The following is a 22,757-nucleotide window of genomic DNA, read 5'->3' as shown; positions in this document are numbered from 1 at the left end:
GATCAGGCGGCGACGAGCGCGTCGCGCAGGGCGGCGTGCTGCTGGTTCATGTACGCAGTCAGGAACAGCTTGTCGGAACCGACGGTGAAGTACTTCACGCCGAGCTTCCGGAATTCGATCGTGGCCTTTGTGGCCTTCTCGATGGTCTGGAAGAAATTGGGAAGGAAGAACTTGACGTTGTTCGCTTCGCAGATCTTCACGGCGTCGATGATGTACTGCTGAAGGCGCGGGTGATCGAGCTGGCCGCCGATGCCGAGCGACACGGTGAGGTCCATCGGGCCGATCATCAGCGCGTCGAGGCCTTCGGTCTTGGCGATCGCCTCGAGGTTCTCGAAGCCCTCGGCGCCTTCCACGAGCACCATCGTGAAGACGTCCTCGCTCGCGCGGGTCGCATACTCGGCCCAGTCGGTCACGAGGTGGTGGCCGGAGCGCACGAACGGGCAGGCGCCGCGATTGCCGCGCGGGGCGTAGCGGGTGGCGGCGACGAATTTCTGCGCCGCTTCCGCGGTCGCGATGTTCGGCACGAGCACGCCCTGCGCGCCGATATCGAGCGCTTTCGTCACGAGATGCGGCTCGTTGGTCGTCACGCGCACGATCGGGCTGATGCCGGAGGCGTCGGCCGCGCGCACGAGGTTCTCGGCGTGGCCGAGGTCGTAGAAGCCATGCTCGGTGTCGATGATGGTGAAGGCGAACTGGCCGGAATAGCCGAGGATCTCGAGGACTTCCTCGCTGCCGGTCTGGGACCAGGTGCCGTAGGCGAACTCGGCCTTGTCGAGCTTTTGCTTGAGATGCATCGATCTCGTCCTTGGATTTTGGGGGAGGGCGTTCCGCAGGAAGCGGGAAGGGGTCAGGAGAGGATGACGCCGCCGTCGACGACCAGGGACTGCCCGGTCATGTAGTCGGCCTTCTCCGAGGCGAGGAAGGAGACGAGGCGGGCGACGTCGGACGGGTAGCCGACGCGGCCGAGCGGGATCTTCGCGACGCGGGCCTTCAGCGTCTCGCCGCGCGCGACGTTGTTGATGCCGCCGATCGTCTCGTCGATCATCTCCCACATGCCGGTGTCGATCGCGCCGGGGCAGTAGGAATTGACGGTGATGCCGTGCTTGGCGAACTCGAGCGCGGCGGTCTGCGTGATGCTGACGGTCGCGAATTTCGTGGCCGAATAGGCGCCGAGGAGCTCGTAGCCGCGCTTGCCGCCGGCGGAGGCGGCGTTGATGATCTTGCCGCCCTGGCCCTGCGCGATCATCACGCGCGCCGCGGCCTGGACGCAGTAGAACACCCCGAACACGTTGATCCGGAAGATCCGCTCCAGGTCCTTCTCCTCGAATTCGAGGAAGGGCTTGATGATGTTGATGCCGGCATTCGCGACGAGGACGGCGAGGGGCCCGAGCGCCTCGACCGCGTCGGCGATCATCTGGTCGGCGAAGGCGGGGTCGCTGACATCGCCGGGGACGGCGCACGCGCGACCTCCTGCCGCGACGATCTCGGCGGCCACCTTCTCGGCGCCTTCGCGGCCGATATCGTTGATGGCGACCGCGTAGCCGTCGTGATGGAGCTGGAAGGCGATGGCGCGGCCGATCCCGGTCGCCGCGCCGGTCACAACCGCCGTGCGCGGCCGTTCCGAAGCTTCGGACATAAGACTGAGGTGTTTCCTAGATCGATGCCGGCGTGCCGACATCAGCTCATCTGATGACCTGATGTTTAGGCAAAATGATGGATTTGTGTCAAGCGGCCCGCTCTGTGGGAATTGGCCGCGGAGAAGATGCGCGCCCCGAGTGGAACCGCGGCGACCGGTGCACCGAATGCACATCGGTCGCGGCGTTCGGTCGAGTAATGGCGGCGGGTTTCCTGGCGTTTTTGCTGATCCGTGACTCGCCGCACGTCGGCCGCGCCGCATCCCGAGGTGCGCGCCCGCGTCGCACGCGCCACTCGCGGGGTTGCGGCGGCCCGCCGCGAGTGTGCCCGATTTTTGATCAGTGCTAAGGCGGTTGGCACGCTCGGGGCGTGGCCAAGGGCGGCTCGCGACGCCGGTGATTCCGGCTCCGCCACCGGATCCGTGGGAAATGCGTGTGGCGGCAACGATCGCGGTGAATCCAGTGCTCTGACCCCCGCTTTTCGCCTTGCGTCGGCGATCGCGGCGTATTGTCATGCGCCGCCGCCATCCGCAGCACGGGACGCGGCCGTCATGCGAACGGTGCGAGGGATGGAATGCTGAAATTCTACTACAACACCGCGCCGAACCCGATGAAGGTCGCCCTCTTCCTGGAGGAATCCGGCCTCGACTATGAGGCGGTGCCGGTCGACACCCGCGAGGGCGAGCAGCACACGCCCGCCTACAAGGCGATCAACCCGAACGCCAAGGTCCCGGCGATCGTGGACGGCGGCGAGACCGTCTTCGACAGCAACGCGATCCTCCTCTATCTCGCGGAGAAAACGGGGCAATTCCTGCCGGACGGGCACCGGGGCGCGCTGCTCTCATGGCTGATGTTCGTCGCGACCGGCGTCGGCCCCTATTCCGGCCAGGCGGTTCATTTCCGCCACTTCGCGCTCGGCGACCGCACCTATGGCCGCAAGCGCTACGATTTCGAGGCGCGCCGCCACTGGGGCATCGTCGATGCCCGCCTCGCCGAGGGGCCGTACATGCTCGGCGAGACCTACACCATCGTCGACATGGCCGTCTGGGGCTGGGCCTCGCGCATCCCCTTCATGTTCGACGACGCGAACGCGATGGCGCAGTTCCCCAATATTAAGCGGCTGACGGACTGGATCGACGAGCGCCCCGCCGCCGCGCGGGTGCGCGCGCTGATGGAGCGCCACGCCTTCAAGCCCGTGCTCGACGAGGACGCGAAGCGCCACATGTACCCGCAGATGTTCGCGCCCGACCCCGCATGAGCCGCCTTTCCGAGACATGGACGTCCATTCGATGAGGCTTTCGGAGCGGACGGCGGTGGTGACGGGCGCCGCATCCGGCATCGGCCGCGCGACCGCGCGCCGCTTCGCTGAGGACGGCGCCTCCGTTCTGGTCGCGGACCGTGACGGAGAGGGCGCCGAGGCGGTCGCCGCCCTCCTTCGCGAGGACGGATTCGCGGCGCGCGCGGCGGCGGTCGACGTCGCCGACGAGGCCTCGGTCGCGGCGATGGTGGAGGCCGCGATCGCCTGGACGGGGCGGATCGACACGGTCGCCGCGAACGCCGGGATCATGGTGGAGGGGAGCATCCTCTCCGTCTCGGTCGCGAACTGGCAGCGCGCGATGGACGTGAACTCCACCGGCGCGTTCCTGACCGCCCGGCACGCGTTGCCTCACCTCGTGAAGAGCGCGGGCACGCTGGTCTTCACCGCCTCGACCGTCGCCCTCGCAGGCATGAAGGGGATCGCCGCCTATGCCGCGTCGAAAGGCGCGGTGGCGGCGCTCGCGCGCCAGCTCGCGGCCGATTTCGCCGAGCACGGGGTGCGGGTGAACGCCGTCGCCCCCGGCGCGGTCCGCACGCCGCTCTCGGAATCCCAGTTCCGGGCGCGTGCGAAGGACGACGCCGAGTTCGAGGCTCTCCTCGGGCAGGTGATCGCCCGCTATCCCCTCAAGCGCTGGTGCACGCCGGAGGAGATCGCGGAGGTCATCCTCTTCCTCGCGACGAGCCGGTCGGCCTGGATCACAGGGCAGATCCTGCCCGTCGATGGCGGCCTCCTCGAATTGCGCTGAGGCCGCCGCGCCCCGGCTGCCGGCTCAGCGCATCTGCGCCGGCAGCCAAAGGGCGAGGTCCGGGAAGGCGATGACGATCACCAGGATCACGAACTGGAGCCCGACAAAGGGCCAGATCGAGGTGAAGATCTCCCCGAGGCTGACGTCCGGCGGGGCGACGCTCTTCAGGTAGAAGGCCGAGGCCCCGATCGGCGGGGTGAGGTAGGCGATCTGCATCGAGATGCAGAAGATGACGCCGAACCAGACCGGGTCGTAGCCGAGCGCCTCCACCACCGGCAGGAAGACCGGCATCGTCAGGATCGCGATCCCGATCCAGTCCATCACCATCCCGAGCAGGAAGAGGATCAGGACGATGACCGCGAGCACGCCGAGCGGCGGCAGCGGCACGGCATGGATGAGGCCGGTGAGGTAACGCACGCCCCCCGACAGCGAGTAGATGCTGATGAGGGAGTTGGCGCCGAAATAGACCCACAGCACCGGGCCGACCGCACGCCCCGTCTGGATCACGGTGTCGTGGAGGTCGCGCCACCGGAACGAGCCCGTCACGATGACCGCGAGCAGCGCGCCGGCGACGCCGATGGCGGCGGCCTCGGTCGGGGCCGCGATGCCGAAATAGATCGACCCCAGCACGCCGAGGATGATGAGGGCGGGGAGGGCGAGGCTGCGCACCAGCGCGATCTTCTCGATCAGCGGCATGTCGAGCTCTTCCTGCGCGGGAGGCGGCGCGAGTTCGGGCTGGAGCGAGGCGCGGATCACGATGTAGGTCGCGTAGGAGATCGCCATCAGCACGCCGGGGATGAGGGCCGCGGCGAAGAGCTGGGCGATCGATTCGCCCGCGATCAGCCCGTAGAAGACGAGGACGAGGCTCGGCGGGATCATCGCCCCCAGCGACCCGCTCGCGCAGATGACGCCGAGCGTCAGCTTCTTGTCGTAGCCGCGGGCGAGGAGGGCCGGGAGGGCGACGAGGCCGAGCGTGATGATCTCCGCGCCGACGATGCCGACCATCGCCGCCATCACCGCGCCGGCGAAGACGCAGCCGACCGCCATGCCGCCCGGCAGCCGGGCCGACCAGATGTGGAGGACGCGGAAGAGCTGCGCCGCGATTCCCCCTTTCTCCATGAGGACGCCCATCATGATGAAGAGGGGCACCGCGATGAGGATATAGCCGGTCGAGGCGTCGTAGATCCGGTTCGCGATCAGGAGGACGCTCTTGAAGCCGAAGAGGGTCATGCCGCTGATGATCGCGGTCGCGAAGGTCGCGAAGGCGAGCGGGATGCCGATCGCGATGAAGATCGCGAGGAGCGAGATGACGAGGAGGGTTGCGCCTTCAGGCCCCATCGCGCCCTCCGATGAGCTCGCGCTTCAGGTGCACCAGCGCCTGGAGGAGGAGGAGGCCGAGGGCGACGACGAGCGTCACCTTCAGGATCGTCGGCGACAGCGAGTTGAAGTTGGAGCCGGTGCGCTCACCGATCGCGATCGCCGATTCGGCCTGCTTCAAGGCCCAGTAGCCGACGATCCCCGCGACGGAGGCGACGACGATGCGCTCGAAGATGCGCAGCCCCTTCTGGGCGCTGAGGGGAAGGCGGTCGTAGAGGGCGGTGATGCGGATGTGGCCGTCATCGGCGTAGGCCTGCGGCGCGGCGATCATATAGTGCATCGCCGCGATGAGGACGACGATCTCGATCGTCCATTGCGTCGGCGAGTTGAAGAGATAGCGGGCGCAGACCTCGCCGAAGGTGAGGACCGCGACGGCGGCGTAGACATAGGAGAAGGCCGCACCGAGGAGGCGATTGAAGCGGGTCATTCTGGCACGGATGCCGGCCCCGCGCGGGGACCGGCATCGCTCCGTTGGCGGACTAGAGGAGACCCTTCTGGGTGAGGAAAGCCTTCTGCGCATCGATCACGCGCTTGGCGAGCGGGCTCTTCTCAGCCCATTCATCCCACACCTCGACGGCGATCTCGCGATAGCGGGCGCGCTCCTCTTCGCTGAGGCGGAAGAGGTTGAGGCCGATCTCGTCGGCCTTGCGCTCGACTTCCTCGTCGCCGCGCATGGCGTTGATGATGTTGCGCACGATGATCTCACGCATGTTCAATTCGAGGATCGACTTGATGTCGTCCGGCAGCGCGTCCCACCGCTCCTGGTTCACCGAGAAGTCCCACAGGCCGTTGGAGTGCGGGCTGTCGAGAAGCGTGTAGTGGACGATGTCGTAGTCGCCGACCTGGTAGTTGTAGGAGAGCGAGCCGTCGTCGGCGGCGTCGATCACGCCCTTCTCCAGCGCGGAGAAGACTTCCGATTGCGGCATCACGATCGGCACCGCGCCGAGGCGCTCCCAGATGAGCGAGCCGATGCCGGGCGGGGTGCGCAGCTTCATGCCCTTGAAGTCGTCCCAGCTCTTGATCTCGACGCGCGAGGGAACCGATTCCCAGGAGCCGGTGCCGACGCCGATCGTATAGAGGCCGAACTTGGCGTACGCCTCGCGCATCAGGTCGAGGCCGCCCGCGTAGTACATGAACTCGACCGTCTGGAAGCGGTCGTCATAGGCGCCCGGAAGGTCGCCGAGCGGGGCGAAGCCGGCGTCGAAACCGGAATAGACGGTCGCGTAGGAGATGTGCCCGTCGATGATGCCGGCGCGCACGGCGTCGATCGTCTGGTTGAGCGCGACCACGGAACCGGCCGGCAGAACCTCGATCTGGAGGCGGCCGTCGGTCTGCTCGGCGATGCGCTCGGCCATCTCGACGGTCGAGTCGAACAGCGTGCTGCCCGGAAGCCAACCTGACTGGACCTTCCAGGTAATCGTGTCCTGAGCTATCGAAGGTTGTGGCGCGATAACCAGTGTCGCGGCCGCCGTGGCAAACCCAACAGTGCCCGCGATGAGAGTCGCCTTAAAGTTCAGCATCGGAAATCTTTCTCTCAAGTTTGAACACAGTTGATCTGTGTTGGAATTTGCTTAGGCTGCGCAAGGGTAGCGATGTAAGGCTTCTTACGTCTACATAAAATTTTTGGTCCGCTCACAGAACTTTCCTGTGTCGGATCTCGGTGGAGTCTCATGCGCCGGCGTGCTCAGGGGAGCGCGCAAGGTCTTCCGACGGAACATCATGGATCAGGCGAACAAGGGGCCGGTCGCGCCCCATCAGATGGCGGAGGCCGACTGGCGCGCCGCGGTGGACCGCGTGCGCGCGGGCCGCGCGCTGAAGCCAACGCGCTGGCCGGGGGGCGCGCGCTGCGCCGTCGCCCTCTCCTTCGATTGCGACCACGAGACGTTCGAGCTCGGCCGCGGCGTCACCGCTGTCGGGCGCCTCTCCTGGGGCGAATTCGGCCGCCGCGTCGGCGTCCCGCGCATTCTCGACCTTCTGGAGCGGGAGGAGGTGAAAGCGACCTTCTTCGTGCCCGCCGTCGCCGGGCTCATCGACCCGTCTGAGCCCAAGCGCATCGTGGACGCGGGCCACGAGGTCGGCATGCACGGCTTCATCCACGAGAACACGTCGCTCCTCGATCCCGTGACGGAGCGCGACCTGATGCTGCGCGCGCGCGACACGCTCACCACGCTCACCGGGCGCGAGCCGGTCGGCTTCCGCGCCGCCAACTGGGACCTCAGCGACAGCACCATCGCGATCGTCTCGGAGCTGGGCCTCCTCTACGATTCCTCGCTGATGGCGGACGAGAATTGCTACGAGCTCGTCGTGGAGGGTCGGCCGAGCGGGGTCGTGGAGATCCCGGTCGAGTGGTTGCGCGACGACGCGGTCTACATGCTCTTCAACCGCACCCCCGCGACCCGGCCCTGGACGCCGCCCGACGACGTCCTCACCATCTTCCGCCGCGAGCTCGACGGGGCGTACCGGGAGGGCGGGCTCTTCCAGCTCGTCTGCCATCCCTTCGTGATCGGCTATCGCTCGCGCATGTTCATCCTGGAGGAGCTGATCGCCCACGCGAAGGCGCTCGGCGACGTCTGGTTCGCGACCCACGAAGAGGTGGCCCGCTACGTGCGTGATCATGCCTGACCCGCTCGCGACCCTTCTCGCCCGGCAGGCGATCAGCGACGTGCTGATCGCCTATTGCCGCCACCTCGATCGCATGGACCTTCCCGCGATCGGCGCCCTCTTCACCGAAGATTGCGCCGTCATCTACGCCGACGCGCCAGCCTTCCGCTCCGATGGGCGCGCGGCGCTGGAGCAGTCGCTTCAGCGCATGTGGCGCTGGCGGCGGACCGCGCATCATCTGTCGAACGTGACGATCGCCTTTCCGGCAGACGACGAAGCGCACACCGAGAGCTACGTCTTCGCCTGGCACGAGGGGGCGGACGGCGGCACCGCGACCGTCTTCGGCCGCTATCTCGACGTGCTGGTCCGCGACGGGTCGGGCGTCTGGCGCATCAAGGAGCGGCGGATGGACATGAACGGGGCCGACAGCGGCTTCAAGGTGCCGCTGCCCCAGGCCCCGCGCCACGCCCCGCCGCCGGGGTGGAAGAGCCCCGTCTAGCAGGGCCGAGGCGACGCGCCCGTTATGCCGCCGGTCAGAAGCGCGGGGTGCCGGGGTCGAGGCCGAGCGTCATGCGGCCGGCGAGGATGTAGCTCGCCGGGCTCATCGCGACGTGCTTCACCGCGGCGTGGACGTCGCGCACCGCCCGTTCCAGCGCGCAGCTCTCGAAGATCGCGACGGCGCCCGCCTCGGCCTCCAGCCGGTCGACGATCGCAACGGCGCTCTCGGCTGCGTGGGCGGCGGCGAGGCGCAGCGTGGCGCGCGCCTCCACGAGCCGCTGCCCGCCGAGATCGGTCGCCGCCATCAGCTCGCGCATGGCCTCGATCAAGAGGGCGCGGGCGGCCAGCAGCGAGGCCTTCGCGCGGCCGACCGACGCCTGCACCGTCTCCCGGTCGCGCAGGAGCGTGGGTGCGCCCTGGCGGGCCTTCCGGCTCGCAAGCGCCGCGAAGGTGTCGAGCGCGCCGCGCGCGATGCCGAGCGGGACCACGGCGACCGTCCACGCGAAGACCGCGAGCGTCGGCATCCGGTAGAGGAGACCCGGCTCGCTCGGCGCGGGGTCGAGGAAGGGGTGAGCGTGCGCGGCGGGGACAAACACGTCCCGCATCTCGAAATCGGCGCTTCCCGTGCCGCGCAATCCGGAGACGTGCCAGGTGTCGTGGAGGATGATCTCGGCGCGGGGGACACAGCAGAGCATCAGCGGCCGGTCCGCGTCCGCGACGCCGCCGACGGCCGCGAGGCCCATGAAATGGCTGGCGTGCGGGGCGCCGCTGCCGAACGGCCAGCGGCCCGAGAGCCGCCAGCCGCCCTCGGCCGGTTCGAGCGTTCCGACCCCGCCCGTCGCGCTGACGACGAAGGCGCGCGGATCGGCGAAGATTTCGCGCGCGACCTCGGGCGGGAGATAGCCCCCGACGCGGCTCATTCCGCCGCCATTGCCGACGAGCCAGCCGATCGAGCCGTCGAGCGCGGCCGCCGCCTCCACGACCTCCATGAAGGCGAGCGGCGACAATTCGGGCCCGCCGTGCGAGCGGGGGAGCCAGAGGCGGAAGAGCCCGGCATCGGCGAGGGCGGCGTAGACATCGTCCGTCAGCCGGCGCTCTTTGTCGAAGGCGGCGCGCTGCTCGGCGATAAGCGGGGAGAGCGCCTCCAGCGACGCGATGAGGGCCTCAGTCTTGTCGCAGATCGGGGCGGACATGGCGCGTTTCTCCTGCGCGACTCGCAACGACTGTCCGCGCGCTTCCCCGTTCCGCGCAACCTCGAAGAATTCAGTTGTGGGTGAACTCCATTCAGCTATCGTCGATCGATGCAGACCCTCCCACCGCTCGGCGCCTTGCGGTCATTCGAGGCGGCGGCCCGTCATCTGAGCTTCAAGAAGGCGGCGGTGGAGCTGGGGGTGACGCCGACGGCCATCAGCCATCAGATCAAGCTCCTGGAGCGGCATTGCGGCCGGCCGCTCTTCCGCCGCAGGCCCCGGCCGCTGGCGCTGACGGAGGCGGGAGAGCGGCTCTTCCCGGTGCTGCGGGACGGTTTCGCGACCTTCGCCGAGACGCTGTCGACGATCCGCGAGGACGAGGCCGGCGGCCGTCTCAGGATCACCGCGACCAACGCGTTCGCGGCGCGGTGGCTGGTGCCGCGGCTCCCGCTCTGGCGCGCGGTCCATCCCGGCCTGAAGCTCGACATTATCGGGACCGACGCCGTGCTCGATCTCGGGGCCGGGGAGGCGGACATTGCGATCCGCTACGCGCGCCGCCCGCCGCGCGGGATGCCGGCTGTGGAGCTCGCGCGCGACCGCTTCCATGTCGTGGCGAGCCCGGCGCTCGTCGGGGAGGCGGCGGTTCAACTGAGCCCGACCGGCCTCGCGCGCTATCCGCTGATCGAGGCCGAATGGCTGCCGGGCGACACCAACGCGCCGACCTGGGGCCGTTGGCAGCGCGAGGCACGGGCCCATCATGAGAGCGTGCCGGATCTCGCCGGCCTCGTCAGCATGCGCTTCCGGGAGGAGCTGCACGCCATCGAGGCGGTGATCGCCGGGCAGGGGATCGGCATCTGCAGCGACGTGTTGATCGGTCCGGAGCTTGCGAGCGGGGCCGTGCGCCGCCTCTCGCGCATCGCGCTGCCGGGCTACGGCTTCTACGCGGTGAGCCTGCCCGGCCATCCGCGCCGCGCCGCGATCGCCGCCTTCGTGGAATGGGCGCTCGACTGCGCAGGGCGGGCGCCAGAGGCGGGGCGGGACCCCGCCGCGCCGTCGCCTCAGCCGTCCTTGTAGATGTAGCTGTAGCCGTTCAGCGCCGGGGCGCCGCCGAGGTGCGCGTAGAGGATCTTCGCGCCGTCCGGGAAGAAGCCCTTCCTGGTGAGGTCGATGAGCCCCTGCATCGACTTTCCCTCATAGACGGGGTCGGTGATCATCGCCTCGGTGCGGGCGGCGAGGCGGATCGCCTCGTTGGTCTCCTCCGACGGGATGCCGTAGGCGGGGTAGGCGTAGTCGGGATTGATGACGATCTCGTCCTCGCGCACGGCGCGGCCGAGGCCGACGAGGGCGGCGGTGTTGTCCACGATGGAGCGGACCTGCGCGCGGGTCTGGTCGAGCGTGCCGGACGCGTCGATGCCGATGACGCGGTCGGCCCGGTCCTGCGCGGCGAAGCCGACGATCATCCCGCCCTGGGTCGACCCGGTGACGACGCACACGACCACATAGTCGAACTGGAAGCCGAGCGCGGCCTCCTGCTCGGCGACCTCCTCGGCGAAGCCCACATAGCCGAGCGCGCCATATTTGTGGACCGAGGCGCCGGCCGGGATCGGGTAGGGCTTGCCGCCCGCCTCTTCGACCGAGCGGATCGCGTCCTCCCAGCTCTGGCGGATGCCGATATCGAACCCGTCCTCCACGAGGCGGGAATCGGCGCCCATCAGGCGGGTCATCAGGATGTTCCCGACCCGGTCATAGACCGCATCATAGTGCGGCACCCACTTCTCCTGGATCACCACGCACTTCATGCCGATCTTCGCGGCGGTCGCGGCGACCATGCGCGTGTGGTTCGACTGCACGCCGCCGATGGAGACGAGCGTGTCCGCCCCCGAGGCGATCGCGTCCGGCACGATATATTCGAGCTTGCGCAGCTTGTTGCCGCCCATCGCGAGGCCCGAATTGCAGTCGTCGCGCTTGGCGTAGATCTCGACCTTGCCGCCGAGCGCCTCGGACAGGCGGGGCAGATGCTCGATCGGGGTCGGGCCGAAGGTGAGCGGATAGCGCTCGAACTTGGCAAGCAGCGACATGGGCGAATCTCCTCATCCGGACTGTCGGGAGGTTAGCCCGACCCGCCGGAAAGGTGCTTCCAAAGTTCGGCGCCGGAATCTAGATTTGACGCATGGAAATGCCATCGATGGCGTGGAGTGCGTCATGACTGGCCGCAAGTTGGAAGATCCTTTCATGTCGGAGATCGACCGGATCGACAGGAATATCCTGCGCCGCCTCCAGAAGGAGGGTCGGCTCACGAACGCCGAGCTTGCGAAGGCGGTGAATGTCAGCGCGGCGACCTGCCACCGCCGCACCCAGCGCCTCTTCGAGGAGGGGCACATTGCGGGCGTCGCGGCGCGCATCAACCCCGCCTCCGTGGGGCTCGGCACGCTGGTGATGGTCGGCGTCGTGCTCGACCGCTCGACGCCGGAGAGCTTCGCCGAGTTCGAGCGGGCGGTGGAGGGGGTGACGGAGCTGCTGGAGTGTCACCTCGTCGCCGGCGACTTCGACTATCTCCTGAAGATCCGCGTGCGCGACATGGGTGACTTCAACGCCCTCCACGGCAAGAAGCTGATCGCGCTGCCGGGCGTGCGCCAGATCCGGACCTTCTTCGTCCTGAAGGAGGTGAAGGAGGGGGCGCCGCTCCCGTTCTGAGGCGCCGCGCCCTCAGTCGTGCATGGTGACGAAGCCGTGGACGCCCTCGCGCTCGGACCGCACGCCGTTCTCAGGCGCGGACGGGTCGGCATAGCCGAGCGACATGCCACACAGGATGAGCTGGTCCTCGGGGATCCCAAGAAGGGGGCGCAGGATCTCCGGATAGTTGGCGAGCGCGGCTTGCGGGCAGGTGTCGAGCCCCTCGGCGCGGGCGGCGATCATCAGGCTCTGCAGATACATCCCGTAGTCCACATAGCTGCCGAGGCCGAGCCCGCGGTCGAGGCAGAAGATCATCCCCACCGGCGCATCGAAGAATTCGTAGTTGCGCGCGTGCTGGCGGCGTGAGGCGGCGCGGTCGCCGCGCGCGATGCCGACGCTCTCATAGAGCTGCCAGCCGACCTTGCGGCGGCGGCTGAGATAGGGCTCGAACCAGTCCTGCGGGTAATATTCGAGTTCGCGCGAATGGGGGACCGCATCCTCGTGCGCGCCGAGGAGCGCCTCGCGCACCCGCGCGAGCGTCGCGCCGCGCAGGACGTGCACCTTCCAGGGCTGCATGTTGCTCGCGCTCGGCGCCCGGCTCGCCGCCTCCAGCATCCGATGGATGGCCGCGTCGTCGACGGGCGTGTCGAGGAAGGCGCGCACGCTCCGGCGCGTGAGGATGGCCTCATAGACCGCGCCTCTCATGTCCGTGGCGACCTTCTGATCCATGACGAGATGTCCCTGCTCGATCCGCTCCGCCGGCCCCGGCGGGGCGGCGCGTCCGGTCTTCGCACGCCGCCGCCCGGCGCGCCACGCGCGGTGAGATGGCGCGCGCGAAGGTCCGGACCAGTGCGTCGTGCGGTTGACTAGCCCCTCCGCGGCAGGTAGTAAACAAGAAAAGGAAACGACGTTCTACACAGTAGAACGCATAGGGAGGAAGTATGAGAAAGCTGCTCTGCAACGCTGCGCTCGTCGGCGCCCTCATGGTCGGGACCGCGGCCGCCCACGCCGATGAGAAGGTCATCGGCACGATCGGGATCGCCGGGGACACGTTCCAGCTCGCGACCGCGTGGTCGAACCACCTCGCCAAGTCCGGCGCGTCAGTGTCGCTGACGCCGGTCGATGGCGGCGGCACCAACAGCCTCCTGCGCATGGTCGCGACCGACCGGGCCGATCTCGGCTTCATCGGCAGCCCGCACTTCAAGGACGCGATGGAAGGCAACGGCGCCTTCGAGAAGGAGCCCGAGCAGCTCCTCGAGCGCTACAAGACGATGAACGTCCTCTTCGGCATCCCGACCGGCATGGCGCAGTACGTGACGCGCGCCGACAGCGGCATCGAGTCCTTCCAGGACCTCAAGGGCAAGTCGGTGGGCTTCGGCCGTCCGGGCGGCAATGCGGGCCGCATCTCCGGCATCCTCTTCCGCGCGAACGGGCTCGACCCGGAGGCCGGCGCGGTCGACGGGCGCTATGTCGAGGCGGGCACCGCGTTCGACCAGCTCAGCAACAACCAGCTCGATGCCACCATCGTCTGGGGCGGCGTGCCGCAGTCCGGGCTCTACAATGTCGCCCGCTCGCACGACGTGCGCTTCCTGTCGCCCGACCCCGCCACGTTCGAGCAGTTCAAGTCCGAGGTGACGAACGGCGACTTCTACGTCTTCCGCGAGTTCACGCCCGAGCAGCTCTCCGAGGCCTATGGCGGCCACGCCACCGCCGACGGGCCGGTCTATTTCTGGACCTTCCCGATGATGGTCGTCGTCAACGCCGACATTAGCGAGGACGAGGCCTACGAGCTCACCAAGGCGGTGTGGGACAACATCGACGCCATCCGCGAGAACAACACCCAGCTCGGCCTGATGTCGATCGACAACGCGCTCGAAGGGCTGTCCGCGCCGCTCCACCCCGGCGCCGCGCGATACTTCCAGGAAAAGGGCGTCGAGGTCCCCGACTGAGCCCATTCACCAGCCGGATTGCACGTCATGTCGGTGTCGCAACAGACCGTCGACGGTCGCGAGAAGCTGGATGGGATCGAGCGCGCGGCCCGCGCGCTCGGCCTCGCTGCCTGCGCGGGGCTCACCCTCTTCCTCTTCTACACGATCGCGCTCGGCCGCTACACGAACTGGGTCCAGTACGAGGTCGCCCTCGCGCTGGTCCTGGTCGCCGTGTTCATGCTTCGCCCGGGGCCGCTCGCCGGCCTCACGGTCAAGGGCGATCTCCTCCTGTCGCTGATCCTGTCCGGGCTCGCCGTCTACGGCGCCTGGTACATGATCAACAATCACGCGGAGATCGCGGCCTATCGCACCGGCATTCCGAACGGCGCGGACCTCTTCGTCTTCGCCACCGGCACGCTGATCGTCCTGGAGGCGGCACGGCGGTCGGAGGGGTGGATCCTTCTCTCGATCATCCTCCTCGCGATCGGCTACCTCCTCGCCGGTCCGTTCCTGCCCGGCATTCTGTCCCATCGCGGCATGGACATCTGGCGCATCGCCGAGCTCTCCTACAGCCAGCAGGGCATCTTCGGCGTCGCGTTCGGCTCCGTCGTCAATGTCGTGCTGATCTTCGTCATCTTCGGCACGGCGCTGCGCATCGTCGGCGCGGCCGACTTCTTCGAGTGGGTGTCGAGCATCGTCACCATGGGACGCCGCTCGGGCGCCGCCCAATGCTCGATCATCGCCTCGGCGCTGTTCGGCTCCATCAACGGCTCGTCCTCGGCGAACGTCGTCGCCAACGGGCCGATCACCATCAACCTCATGCAGAAAGCCGGCTACAGCCGCGCCTATGCGGGGGCGATGGAGGCCTCCTCCTCGGTCGTCGGGCAGATCATGCCGCCGGTCATGGGCGTCGGCGCCTTCATCATGGCCGAGATCACCGGCATCTCCTATCCGAGCATCATGCTCGCGGGTCTCGTTCCGTCGCTCCTCTTCCTCTTTTCGCTCAGCGTCGGCGCATCGCTGGAGGCCGGGCGCCTGCAGCTCGCCCCGCTGCGGCGCGAGCGCGAACCATGGTCGGCCCGGCGCATCTCCCAATGCGTCACCGTCGTCACCGGCTTCACGGTGCTCCTCTATCTCCTCCTGACGGGCTACTCGGTCGACCTCGCGGGCCTTGCCGCGACCGGCACGGTGATCGCGATCGCGATGGTCCTCCCCGCGATCCGGCCGACCTGGAAGGAGCTCGTCTCGGTCGTCGTGGAGGGCGGGCGCGACGGGATCGGCGTCGCCGCCTCGTGCGCCGCGATCGGCATCATCATCGCCGCCGTGACCTCGACCGGGCTCGGCGTGAAGCTCAGCCAGTCGATCCTTTTCGTCGGCGACAACAACCTCCTCCTGGCGCTTCTCCTTGCGGGGGCGTGCTCGCTCGTCCTCGGCATGGGGCTGCCGACGGCGGCCTCCTACCTGATGGTCGTCTTCATCGCCGGCCCGTCCCTCATCGAGCTCGGGCTGCCGAAGCTCGGCGTCCACCTCTTCCTCTTCTACTTCGCGGTCATGAGCGCGATCACGCCACCCGTCGCGCTCGCCGTGTTCGCGGCGGCGGCGATCGCGCAGGCACCCGTCACACAGATCGCGTTCGTGTGCCTGCGCCTGTGCATCGTCGCGTTCATCCTGCCCTTCCTCTGGGTCTATCAGCCCGTCCTGATGCTGCAGGATCTGTCGCTCGCGAGCCTGCCTTATCTCGTCCTCTCCCTCGCGAGCCTCGTTTTCGCGGTGGTCCTCCTCGCGGCGGGGCAGGTCGGCTATTTTCGCGGACGGCTCTCGCCGCTGGAGCGGCTGGGGGCGGCCGTCGCCGCGCTCCTCATCTTCGTGCCGCATCTGGCCGCGACCGTCGGCGGGGCGGCGCTCGGCCTCCTCCTGATCGCACGCTGGGTGCGGGGCCGTCGCGAAGTGGAGGGGCTCGCCGCATGACGTCCGACACGACACGCAGGAAGGTCGCGGCGGTCGACCGCGCGCTCCTCATCCCCGCCGCCTTCAAGCGGGGCGAGGCCTCGCTCAGCCTCGCCGAGCTCGCCAAGCGCACGAAGCTCCACAAGAGCACGATCCTGCGCCTTGCCGCATCGCTGGAGGACGCCGGCTATCTCGTCCGCCTGGAGGACGGGCGCTGGCGGCTCGGCTCGACGCTCTCCCGCCTCGGCGCGCTCTACCAGGCGGCCTTCAATCTCGGCGACTATGTCGAGCCCGCGCTCCAGTGGGCGGCGGACCGATCCGGCGAGAGCACGGCCTTCTACGTGAAGGACGACAATGTCCGCGTCTGCCTTTACCGCGTGGAGAGCGCGCAGTCGGTGCGCCACCACATCATGGTGGGCGAGCACCTGCCGCTGAATATCGGGGGGCCCGGCCGCGTCCTCACCGCCTTCACCGGCGGCACCGACCCGACCTCGGACGAGGTGCGCGAACGCTATTATTATGTCTCGCGCGGCGAGCGCGATCCGTCCGCCTACGGCGTCTCCGTCCCGGTCTTCGACCTTCGCAATCTCGTCGGCGCGCTCGGCATTATCGGCCCCGCGCCGCGCTTCACCGAAGAGGCGATCGACAATTATATCGACCTCGCGCTCGAGGCGGGCATCCGCCTCACCGGCCAGCTCGGCGGCCGTGCCGACGAGATGCGCCGGGTGCTGGAAGCGCGGCGCGGCCAGCCGGTCATCGCGAGCGGAGGCTTCGCATGAGCCTGCCGCTCGAAAATCTGCGCGTCCTCGACCTCACCAACGTCATGGCGGGCCCCTTCTGCTGCTACCAGCTCGCGATGCTGGGGGCGGAGGTGATCAAGGTGGAGCGGCCCGGCAGCGGCGATCTCGCCCGCGAGCTCGGCGCCGATTCCGACCTCAACCGGCGCCACATGGGCGCGTCTTTCCTCGCCCAGAATGCCGGCAAGAAGTCCGTCACGCTCGACATGAAGTCGCCGAAGGGGCAGGCGCTCTTCCTGCGCCTCGTCGACACCGCCGACGCGGTCGTCGAAAGCTTCCGGCCGGGGGTGATGGCGCGGCTCGGGGCGAGCCCGGCGGCGCTGCGCGCGCGCAATCCGCGCCTCGTCGTGTGCTCGCTCTCCGGCTTCGGGCAGACCGGCCCCTACGCCAAGCGCCCCGCCTACGACCAGATCATCCAGGGCCTCTCCGGGATCATGAGCGTCACCGGCGACGCCGACTCCGCGCCGCTGCGCGTCGGCTTCCCCGTCGCGGACGCGGTGACCGGGCTGACGGCGGCGATGTCCGTCAGCGCGGCGCTCGCGGGGGCGGCACGCACGGGGGAGGGGTCGATCATCGATGTGTCGATGCTCGATTCCACCATGGTGACGTCGGCCTGGGTCGTCTCGAACTATCTCATCACCGGCCAGACGCCCGCCCCGATGGGCAACGAGAACCGCACCGCCGCCCCCTCCGGCACCTTCCGCACGAAGGACGGCCTCCTCAACATCGCGGCGAACCGGCAGTCCCACTGGGAGAGCGTCGCGAAGGTTCTCGGCGTGCCGGAGCTCATCGAGGACCCGCGCTTCAAGGAGCGGGAGAGCCGCAAGGCGAACCGGGCGGAACTGAAGACGCTCCTCGAAGAGGTCCTGATGGGCGCGCCGGCGCAGGAATGGGAGGAGCGCCTCAACGCGGCCCACGTCCCGACCGGCCGCGTCCTCTCCGTGCCCGACGCGATCGACCACCCCCAGGTGCGCCATCGCGGCCTCTTCCGCGAATTCGCCACCGTGCCCGGCCTCGACCGCAGCGTGCGCGTCGCCAATGGCGGCTTCGTGTTCGAGGGGGAGGACCGCGCCGACCTCGCGCCGCCGGCCCAGCTCGGCGCGCACAACGGGGAAATCTTCGCAGAACTCGGCGTCTCACAAGCCGAGATCGAAGCACTCAAGGAAGAAGGCATCCTATGACGGACGCAAGTCGCCAGGCTGCGAGCGATTGGTGGCGCACCGAGATCATCGACATCGAGCCCGGTGTCATCCGGATGCGCGGCTATCCGATCGAGCAGCTCATCGGCAACATCGACTTTCCGCAGATGATCTGGCTCCTCCTGCGCGGCGACCTGCCGAGCAAGGAAGAGGCGGCGCTGCTCGGCCACATGCTCGTCGCGGGCGTCGACCACGGGCCGCACGCGCCCTCGATCGCGATCGCGCGGATCGCGGCGACCTGCGGGGTCGGCATCAACAACGCCGTCGCCTCCGCCGCGAACGTCCTCGGTGACGTGCACGGCGGGGCGGGCGAGCAGACCATGGAGATCATGGCCGATATCGACGCGCGCACCGGGAAGGGCGAGGCGCTGGAGGATGCCGTGCGCGCCGTGCTCGACGACTATCAGGCGCGCGTCACCAAATATGTGCCGGGCTTCGGCCACCGCTTCCATCCGCGCGACCCGCGCGGGCCGCGCCTTCTCGGCCTCGTGGAGGAGGCGGCGGCGGCCGGTCACGTCTCCGGCCGGTTCGCGAAGATCGGCCGCGCCATCGAGGCCGACCTCGAACGCCGCAGCGGCCGGCACCTCACCATGAACATCGACGGGAGCGGGGCGGTCGTCCTCAGCGAGCTCGGCTTCGCGCCGGTGCTGGGGCGCGGCCTCTTCGTCCTCTCGCGCTCGGTCGGCATCCTCGCCCACGCCTGGGAGCAGACCCAGCAGGGCGGCCGCAACAAGGGGCCGATCCCGCGCGACTTTCCCTACACCTATGCCGGTCACCCCCCGCGTGACCTCAAGGGAGCGACCACCCGATGAGCCTCTATCCCCCGCCCGAGATCGTCGAGAGCGAGGTCTTCTCCCGCATGCCGGATTCGTTCCGGCGCAACGAGGCCTCCGCCTGGGCCAACGCGAACAAGGCGGGCGCCCACATCCACTCCTTCCTCGAAGGCCCGAGCTTCGACCGCGACGGCAATCTCTACGTCACCGACATTCCCTTCGGCCGCGTCTTCCGCATCGATCCGGCGGGCGAGTGGACGCTCGTTACCGAGTATGACGGCTGGCCGAACGGGCTGAAGATCCACAAGGACGGCCGGATCTTCATCACCGACTACAAGCGCGGGATCGTGCAGCTCGATCCGGCGACGGGCGCGGTGGTTCCGGTCATCGAGACCAACCACTCGGAGAGCTTCAAGGGCGTCAACGACCTCGTCTTCGCCTCCAACGGAGACCTCTATTTCACCGACCAGGGGCAGACCGGATGGCATGACCCGACGGGCCGCGTCTTCCGCCTGACGGCCGACGGCGTCCTCCAGAAGCTGATCGACACGGTGCCGAGCCCGAACGGGATCGTCCTCAGCCTCAACGAGCGGCAGATCTTCATCTCCGTGACCCGCGCGCTCGCGGTCTGGCGCCTGCCGCTGATGGGCGACGGCATGGTCTCGAAGGCGGGCACCTTCATCCAGCTCTCGGGCGGCCTCTCCGGCCCAGATGGGATGGCGGTGGACGAGGAGGGCGGTCTCGTCGTCACCCATGCGGGGATGGCGGTGTGGCGCTTCGACCGGCTCGGCCAGCCGACCCATCGCATCAACCTGAAGGGCGGCCTCTTCGGCACGAACTGCGCCTTCGGCGGTCCGGAGAACCGGACCCTCTTCATCACCGAATCCGAGAGCGGCACGGTTCTGCGCGCCGACCTGCCGGTCGCGGGCCGGCCGATGTTCTCGCATCAGTGAGGCCAGGATGACAGGCACCATGAGCAAAGCGGCGCGGCTGAAAGCGCTGATCGAGCGCCCGGAGATCCTCGTGATGCCGGGCGCCTATGATTGCCTCTCGGCCAAGCTGATCGAGCACGCCGGCTTCGAGGCCGTCCAGTGCACCGGCCTCGGCATCGTCGCGAGCCATCTCGGCCTGCCGGACGTCTCGGTCCTCTCCATGACGGACATGGCGGCCCGCACCGCCGCCATCGTGCGCGCGACGGACCTGCCGGTGATGGCGGACGGCGACACCGGCTTCGGCAACGCCGTCAACACCTGGCTGACGGTGAAGACCTTCGAGGATGCGGGCGCGGCCGGCATCAACATCGAGGATCAGGTCATGCCCAAGCGGTGCGGCCACCTCGAAGGCAAGGAGGTGATCGCGCTGGAGGAGATGGTCGGCAAGGTGCGCGCGGCGGTCGACGCCCGGCGCGACCCCGCCTTCGTCATCAACGCGCGCACGGACGCGCTGGCGGTCGCCGGCCTCGACGAGACCGTGCGGCGCGGCAATGCCTATCTCGCGGCCGGCGCGACGATGATCTTCATCGACGGCGTCCACGACACCGGCATCATCCGCGAGCTGACGCGCCGTATCGACGGCCCGGTCGCGGTGAACATGGTGGAGGGCGGCAAGACGCCGAAATCGCTGACCTTTGCCGACCTCCAGGCGATGGGCGTCGCCCGCGTCAGCCTGCCGGTGACGCTCGTGCTCGCCGCAATGGGCGGGATGGCGCGCGCCCTCCAGGACGTGCACCGCAGCGGCGCCCTCGGGGACGAGGCCGCGATGTACCCCTTCGCCGACCTCCACCGCCTCATCGGCATGGACGAGGTCTACGCGCTCGAGAAGCGATTCATGCCGTCAACGGCACTCGACACCAAATACAAAGCGATCGGACAACAGGCATGAGCAACGTCGTCCCCACCGTCCTGTCCCAGATCGACGGCCGGGCCAAGCGGCTGCGCGGCCAGCTCGAACAGGGAATGGTCGTGGCGCCCGGCTGCTACGACTGCATCACCGCCCGCCTCGTGGAGGCGACCGGCTTCGGCGCGGCCTACGTCACGGGCTCGGGCATCTCCATGAGCGCGCTCGGCGCGCCCGATGTCGGGCTGATGTCCTTCAGCGAGGTGCTCGACCGGGTGAAGCGGATCGCCGACGTCGTCGCGATCCCCGTGATCGCCGACATCGACACCGGCTATGGCGGCGTCCTCAACGTCATCCGCAGCATTCGCGAGATGGAGCGCGCCGGGGTCGCCGCCGTCCAGATCGAGGACCAGGCGTGGCCGAAGAAGTGCGGCCACGAGCCCGGCCGGATGCTGGTCGGCGTCGACGAGATGACGGCCCGCATCAAGGCGGCGGTCGACGCGCGCGCCGACGGGGACATGCTGATCATCGCCCGCACCGACGCGCGCTCGACGCTCGGCCTCCAGGAGGCGATCGACCGCGCCGCCGCCTATGGCGAGGCCGGGGCGGACATCCTCTTCGTGGAATCGCCCGAGACGGAGGAGGAGATGCGCACGCTCAACCGCGACCTCACCCTCCCGACGCTCGCCAACATGGTCGAGGGCGGCCGCACGCCGATCCTGCCGCTCGAGGAGCTGCGCGCGCTCGGCTACGGCCTGGTCATCTACCCGAACTCGCTCACCCGTACCGTCGGCCGCATGGGCCGCAAGATGCTGGAGACGCTGAGCGGGGAGGGGCAGCTCGCCAATTTCAGCGACTGCATGATGGACCATCGCGAATTGTGGAACCTCTTCGACTACCCCTCCTGGGTCTCTCTGGAGAGCAAATATGCCGAGACCGCGAAGGAGACGGAGACGGCGGCCACCTAGTGGCGGCCAAAGTCCGCGCGCGTGACCCAACCGTCCTTGTGGTCGGTCCGAAAGGTCGCATAGACCTCTAGGATACGAACGAAGCCCGCGCGGGCAGGGGAAGGAAGAGCGATGTACGATCTCGTGTTGAAGGGCGGCCGGGTGATCGATCCGGCGGCGGGGATGGATGGGGTCGCGGACGTCGCCTTCGCCGACGGCATGGTGGCGGCGGTCGGCACCGATCTCGGCGAGGCGGCCGAGGTGCGCGACGTCTCCGGCAAGATCGTGACGCCCGGCCTCATCGACCTTCACACTCACGTCTATTGGGGCGGCACCTCCCTCGGCGTCGACGCGCCGACGATCGCGCGGCGCAGCGGCACGACCACCTTCGTCGACGCCGGGAGCGCCGGGGCGGGCAACTTTCCGGGCTTCCGCGCCCACGTCATCGAGCGGACCGAGCCGCGCATCCTTGCCTACGTGAACATCTCGTTCGCCGGCATCTACGGCTTCTCCAAGAACGTGATGGTCGGCGAGTGCGGCGACATGCGCCTCGTCCACCCGCACGAGTGCCTGGAGGCGGCGCGGGCGAACAAGGACATCGTCGTCGGCATCAAGGTGCGGATCGGGGCGAAGGCGGGCGGAGCGTCCGGCATCGCGCCGCTTCATCTGGCGCTGGAGGTTGCGGACCTTCTCGGCCTGCCGGTGATGGCGCACATCGACAACCGCCCGCCGAGCCAGGAGGAGGTGCTCGCGGTGCTGCGCCCCGGCGACGTGCTCACCCACTGCTTCCGCCCCTGGCCGAACGCCCCCATCGACGCCGCGCGCAATGTGCGGGCCGAGGTGCTCGCGGCGCGCGAGCGTGGCGTCTATTTCGACATCGGGCACGGGCAGGGCGGCTTCTCGTTCGATTCCTGCCGCGCGATGCTCGCCGAGGGGATCGGCCCGGATGCGATCTCGAGCGACGTCCACACGCTCTGCGTCGACGGCCCGGCGCATGACCTTCTCGCCGTGATGTCGAAATTCCTCGCCCTCGGCATGGACCTCAATCAGGTGATCCGCTGCGCGACGGAGAACCCGGCGAAGATCATCCGCCGGCCGGAACTCGGCTCCCTCGCCAAGGGGACGCCGGGCGACGCGACGGTGATCGAGCTGCGCGACGAGGTGGTCGAGCATGTCGACGTCGTCGGCGAGGTGCTGCGCGGCGACAAGCGCTTCGCGAGCATGGGCACGGTGATCGGCGGCAAGTGGTGGGCCGACGGCACGGCGCCGCGCCCGGCCTGAGCCGGACGCGGAT

Annotated in this window: 23 protein-coding genes; 15 read left to right on the top strand and 8 right to left on the bottom strand. The window is 68.7% G+C overall.

Annotation, left to right across the window (positions count from 1 at the left end; all coding sequences use genetic code 11):
* Nucleotides 1–2: 2 nt before the first annotated feature.
* Entirely contained in the window at nt 3–794 is a 792-nt protein-coding gene (locus DBV35_RS16460) for an HpcH/HpaI aldolase family protein (RefSeq protein WP_108661394.1), read from the bottom strand.
* A 53-nt stretch (nt 795–847) separates the two neighbouring features.
* Nucleotides 848–1,636 carry a glucose 1-dehydrogenase gene (locus tag DBV35_RS16455; RefSeq protein ID WP_108661393.1) on the bottom strand — a complete coding sequence of 263 codons (789 nt, stop codon included), beginning with the start codon at nt 1,634–1,636 and terminating at the stop codon, nt 848–850.
* Between the two features lie 572 nt (nt 1,637–2,208).
* On the opposite strand from DBV35_RS16455, the gene DBV35_RS16450 reads away from it, so the two are divergent.
* A complete protein-coding gene (locus DBV35_RS16450; protein WP_108661392.1) occupies nt 2,209–2,892 on the top strand; it encodes a glutathione S-transferase family protein in 684 nt (227 codons plus the stop codon).
* A gap of 31 nt (nt 2,893–2,923) precedes the next feature.
* Nucleotides 2,924–3,697 (top strand): SDR family NAD(P)-dependent oxidoreductase, encoded by a 774-nt coding sequence (locus DBV35_RS16445; RefSeq protein ID WP_157961800.1) that lies wholly within the window; start codon nt 2,924–2,926, stop codon nt 3,695–3,697.
* A gap of 24 nt (nt 3,698–3,721) precedes the next feature.
* On the opposite strand, the gene DBV35_RS16440 is transcribed toward DBV35_RS16445, so the two are convergent.
* The 3 genes from DBV35_RS16440 to dctP are packed head-to-tail and all read right to left on the bottom strand — an operon-like array spanning nt 3,722 to nt 6,594.
* Nucleotides 3,722–5,035, bottom strand: a complete 1,314-nt coding sequence (locus DBV35_RS16440) for a TRAP transporter large permease (RefSeq protein WP_108661390.1) — start codon at nt 5,033–5,035, stop codon at nt 3,722–3,724.
* The gene (locus DBV35_RS16435; protein ID WP_157961799.1) at nt 5,025–5,501 is read right to left on the bottom strand and encodes a TRAP transporter small permease subunit; all 477 of its coding nucleotides are present in this window, start codon (nt 5,499–5,501) and stop codon (nt 5,025–5,027) included. The genes DBV35_RS16440 and DBV35_RS16435 overlap by 11 nt, the downstream gene beginning before the upstream one ends.
* Nucleotides 5,502–5,553: 52 nt before the next feature.
* Nucleotides 5,554–6,594 carry a TRAP transporter substrate-binding protein DctP gene (dctP, locus tag DBV35_RS16430; protein WP_108661388.1) on the bottom strand — a complete coding sequence of 347 codons (1,041 nt, stop codon included), beginning with the start codon at nt 6,592–6,594 and terminating at the stop codon, nt 5,554–5,556.
* A gap of 199 nt (nt 6,595–6,793) precedes the next feature.
* Here dctP and DBV35_RS16425 point away from each other — a divergent pair, with 199 nt between their 5' ends.
* Together DBV35_RS16425 and DBV35_RS16420 are read left to right on the top strand one after the other, a co-directional pair.
* Complete coding sequence (locus tag DBV35_RS16425; RefSeq protein ID WP_211099992.1) at nt 6,794–7,696, top strand: polysaccharide deacetylase family protein; 903 nt, start codon at nt 6,794–6,796, stop codon at nt 7,694–7,696.
* Entirely contained in the window at nt 7,689–8,174 is a 486-nt protein-coding gene (locus tag DBV35_RS16420) for a nuclear transport factor 2 family protein (protein WP_108661387.1), read from the top strand. Before DBV35_RS16425 ends, DBV35_RS16420 begins: the two co-directional genes overlap by 8 nt.
* A 34-nt stretch (nt 8,175–8,208) precedes the next feature.
* Here DBV35_RS16420 and DBV35_RS16415 read toward each other — a convergent pair whose 3' ends face one another.
* The gene (locus DBV35_RS16415) at nt 8,209–9,366 is read right to left on the bottom strand and encodes an acyl-CoA dehydrogenase family protein (RefSeq protein ID WP_108661386.1); all 1,158 of its coding nucleotides are present in this window, start codon (nt 9,364–9,366) and stop codon (nt 8,209–8,211) included.
* A gap of 108 nt (nt 9,367–9,474) precedes the next feature.
* On the opposite strand from DBV35_RS16415, the gene DBV35_RS16410 reads away from it, so the two are divergent.
* Nucleotides 9,475–10,437 (top strand): LysR substrate-binding domain-containing protein, encoded by a 963-nt coding sequence (locus tag DBV35_RS16410; protein WP_108661385.1) that lies wholly within the window; start codon nt 9,475–9,477, stop codon nt 10,435–10,437.
* On the opposite strand, the gene DBV35_RS16405 is transcribed toward DBV35_RS16410, so the two are convergent.
* The gene (locus tag DBV35_RS16405) at nt 10,422–11,441 is read right to left on the bottom strand and encodes a 1-aminocyclopropane-1-carboxylate deaminase (protein WP_108661384.1); all 1,020 of its coding nucleotides are present in this window, start codon (nt 11,439–11,441) and stop codon (nt 10,422–10,424) included. The two genes, DBV35_RS16410 and DBV35_RS16405, sit on opposite strands and share 16 nt — an antisense overlap.
* A 154-nt stretch (nt 11,442–11,595) precedes the next feature.
* Here DBV35_RS16405 and DBV35_RS16400 point away from each other — a divergent pair, with 154 nt between their 5' ends.
* Nucleotides 11,596–12,057: an Lrp/AsnC ligand binding domain-containing protein gene (locus tag DBV35_RS16400; RefSeq protein WP_108661383.1), complete on the top strand. Its 462-nt coding sequence runs from the start codon at nt 11,596–11,598 to the stop codon at nt 12,055–12,057.
* A 12-nt stretch (nt 12,058–12,069) separates the two neighbouring features.
* On the opposite strand, the gene DBV35_RS16395 is transcribed toward DBV35_RS16400, so the two are convergent.
* Nucleotides 12,070–12,765, bottom strand: coding sequence for a nitroreductase (locus DBV35_RS16395; protein ID WP_108661382.1), 696 nt, complete (start codon nt 12,763–12,765; stop codon nt 12,070–12,072).
* Nucleotides 12,766–12,977: 212 nt separating this feature from the next.
* Between DBV35_RS16395 and DBV35_RS16390 the strand changes: the two genes are divergently transcribed.
* The 9 genes from DBV35_RS16390 (at nt 12,978) to DBV35_RS16350 (ending at nt 22,744) form a co-directional block, all read left to right on the top strand.
* Nucleotides 12,978–13,985, top strand: coding sequence for a TAXI family TRAP transporter solute-binding subunit (locus DBV35_RS16390; RefSeq protein WP_108661381.1), 1,008 nt, complete (start codon nt 12,978–12,980; stop codon nt 13,983–13,985).
* 27 nt (nt 13,986–14,012) lie between these two features.
* Complete coding sequence (locus tag DBV35_RS16385; protein WP_157961797.1) at nt 14,013–15,932, top strand: TRAP transporter permease; 1,920 nt, start codon at nt 14,013–14,015, stop codon at nt 15,930–15,932.
* Entirely contained in the window at nt 15,929–16,690 is a 762-nt protein-coding gene (locus DBV35_RS16380) for an IclR family transcriptional regulator (protein ID WP_108661379.1), read from the top strand. Before DBV35_RS16385 ends, DBV35_RS16380 begins: the two co-directional genes overlap by 4 nt.
* The gene (locus DBV35_RS16375; RefSeq protein WP_108661378.1) at nt 16,687–17,889 is read left to right on the top strand and encodes a CaiB/BaiF CoA transferase family protein; all 1,203 of its coding nucleotides are present in this window, start codon (nt 16,687–16,689) and stop codon (nt 17,887–17,889) included. Before DBV35_RS16380 ends, DBV35_RS16375 begins: the two co-directional genes overlap by 4 nt.
* On the top strand, nt 17,886–18,719 hold the full coding sequence (locus DBV35_RS16370; RefSeq protein ID WP_108661377.1) for a citryl-CoA lyase: 834 nt from the start codon (nt 17,886–17,888) through the stop codon (nt 18,717–18,719). Before DBV35_RS16375 ends, DBV35_RS16370 begins: the two co-directional genes overlap by 4 nt.
* Nucleotides 18,716–19,633, top strand: a complete 918-nt coding sequence (locus tag DBV35_RS16365; RefSeq protein ID WP_108661376.1) for an SMP-30/gluconolactonase/LRE family protein — start codon at nt 18,716–18,718, stop codon at nt 19,631–19,633. Before DBV35_RS16370 ends, DBV35_RS16365 begins: the two co-directional genes overlap by 4 nt.
* Nucleotides 19,634–19,652: 19 nt before the next feature.
* The gene (locus DBV35_RS16360) at nt 19,653–20,561 is read left to right on the top strand and encodes an isocitrate lyase/PEP mutase family protein (protein ID WP_108661375.1); all 909 of its coding nucleotides are present in this window, start codon (nt 19,653–19,655) and stop codon (nt 20,559–20,561) included.
* Nucleotides 20,558–21,484, top strand: coding sequence for an isocitrate lyase/PEP mutase family protein (locus DBV35_RS16355; RefSeq protein WP_108661374.1), 927 nt, complete (start codon nt 20,558–20,560; stop codon nt 21,482–21,484). The genes DBV35_RS16360 and DBV35_RS16355 overlap by 4 nt, the downstream gene beginning before the upstream one ends.
* A gap of 111 nt (nt 21,485–21,595) precedes the next feature.
* Nucleotides 21,596–22,744: an amidohydrolase/deacetylase family metallohydrolase gene (locus tag DBV35_RS16350; protein WP_108661373.1), complete on the top strand. Its 1,149-nt coding sequence runs from the start codon at nt 21,596–21,598 to the stop codon at nt 22,742–22,744.
* Nucleotides 22,745–22,757: the final 13 nt, after the last annotated feature.

This window comes from Acuticoccus kandeliae (assembly GCF_003073115.1).
The sequence above is the reverse complement of the archived record's forward strand: the minus strand, read 5'-3'. Positions and strand labels throughout refer to the sequence as shown.

Bases quoted from the DNA above. Each gene is read 5' to 3' on its own strand.
- DBV35_RS16425 (WP_211099992.1), top strand. From the start codon at position 6,794: ATGGATCAGGCGAACAAGGGGCCGGTCGCGCCCCATCAGATGGCGGAG.
- DBV35_RS16450 (WP_108661392.1), top strand. From the start codon at position 2,209: ATGCTGAAATTCTACTACAACACCGCGCCGAACCCGATGAAGGTCGCC.
- DBV35_RS16365 (WP_108661376.1), top strand. From the start codon at position 18,716: ATGAGCCTCTATCCCCCGCCCGAGATCGTCGAGAGCGAGGTCTTCTCC.
- DBV35_RS16385 (WP_157961797.1), top strand. From the start codon at position 14,013: ATGTCGGTGTCGCAACAGACCGTCGACGGTCGCGAGAAGCTGGATGGG.
- DBV35_RS16420 (WP_108661387.1), top strand. From the start codon at position 7,689: ATGCCTGACCCGCTCGCGACCCTTCTCGCCCGGCAGGCGATCAGCGAC.
- DBV35_RS16370 (WP_108661377.1), top strand. From the start codon at position 17,886: ATGACGGACGCAAGTCGCCAGGCTGCGAGCGATTGGTGGCGCACCGAG.
- DBV35_RS16380 (WP_108661379.1), top strand. From the start codon at position 15,929: ATGACGTCCGACACGACACGCAGGAAGGTCGCGGCGGTCGACCGCGCG.
- DBV35_RS16400 (WP_108661383.1), top strand. From the start codon at position 11,596: ATGTCGGAGATCGACCGGATCGACAGGAATATCCTGCGCCGCCTCCAG.
- DBV35_RS16360 (WP_108661375.1), top strand. From the start codon at position 19,653: ATGAGCAAAGCGGCGCGGCTGAAAGCGCTGATCGAGCGCCCGGAGATC.
- DBV35_RS16455 (WP_108661393.1), bottom strand. From the start codon at position 1,636: ATGTCCGAAGCTTCGGAACGGCCGCGCACGGCGGTTGTGACCGGCGCG.
- DBV35_RS16410 (WP_108661385.1), top strand. From the start codon at position 9,475: ATGCAGACCCTCCCACCGCTCGGCGCCTTGCGGTCATTCGAGGCGGCG.
- DBV35_RS16445 (WP_157961800.1), top strand. From the start codon at position 2,924: ATGAGGCTTTCGGAGCGGACGGCGGTGGTGACGGGCGCCGCATCCGGC.
- DBV35_RS16395 (WP_108661382.1), bottom strand. From the start codon at position 12,765: ATGGATCAGAAGGTCGCCACGGACATGAGAGGCGCGGTCTATGAGGCC.
- DBV35_RS16460 (WP_108661394.1), bottom strand. From the start codon at position 794: ATGCATCTCAAGCAAAAGCTCGACAAGGCCGAGTTCGCCTACGGCACC.
- DBV35_RS16440 (WP_108661390.1), bottom strand. From the start codon at position 5,035: ATGGGGCCTGAAGGCGCAACCCTCCTCGTCATCTCGCTCCTCGCGATC.
- dctP (WP_108661388.1), bottom strand. From the start codon at position 6,594: ATGCTGAACTTTAAGGCGACTCTCATCGCGGGCACTGTTGGGTTTGCC.
- DBV35_RS16350 (WP_108661373.1), top strand. From the start codon at position 21,596: ATGTACGATCTCGTGTTGAAGGGCGGCCGGGTGATCGATCCGGCGGCG.
- DBV35_RS16390 (WP_108661381.1), top strand. From the start codon at position 12,978: ATGAGAAAGCTGCTCTGCAACGCTGCGCTCGTCGGCGCCCTCATGGTC.
- DBV35_RS16355 (WP_108661374.1), top strand. From the start codon at position 20,558: ATGAGCAACGTCGTCCCCACCGTCCTGTCCCAGATCGACGGCCGGGCC.
- DBV35_RS16405 (WP_108661384.1), bottom strand. From the start codon at position 11,441: ATGTCGCTGCTTGCCAAGTTCGAGCGCTATCCGCTCACCTTCGGCCCG.
- DBV35_RS16375 (WP_108661378.1), top strand. From the start codon at position 16,687: ATGAGCCTGCCGCTCGAAAATCTGCGCGTCCTCGACCTCACCAACGTC.
- DBV35_RS16435 (WP_157961799.1), bottom strand. From the start codon at position 5,501: ATGACCCGCTTCAATCGCCTCCTCGGTGCGGCCTTCTCCTATGTCTAC.
- DBV35_RS16415 (WP_108661386.1), bottom strand. From the start codon at position 9,366: ATGTCCGCCCCGATCTGCGACAAGACTGAGGCCCTCATCGCGTCGCTG.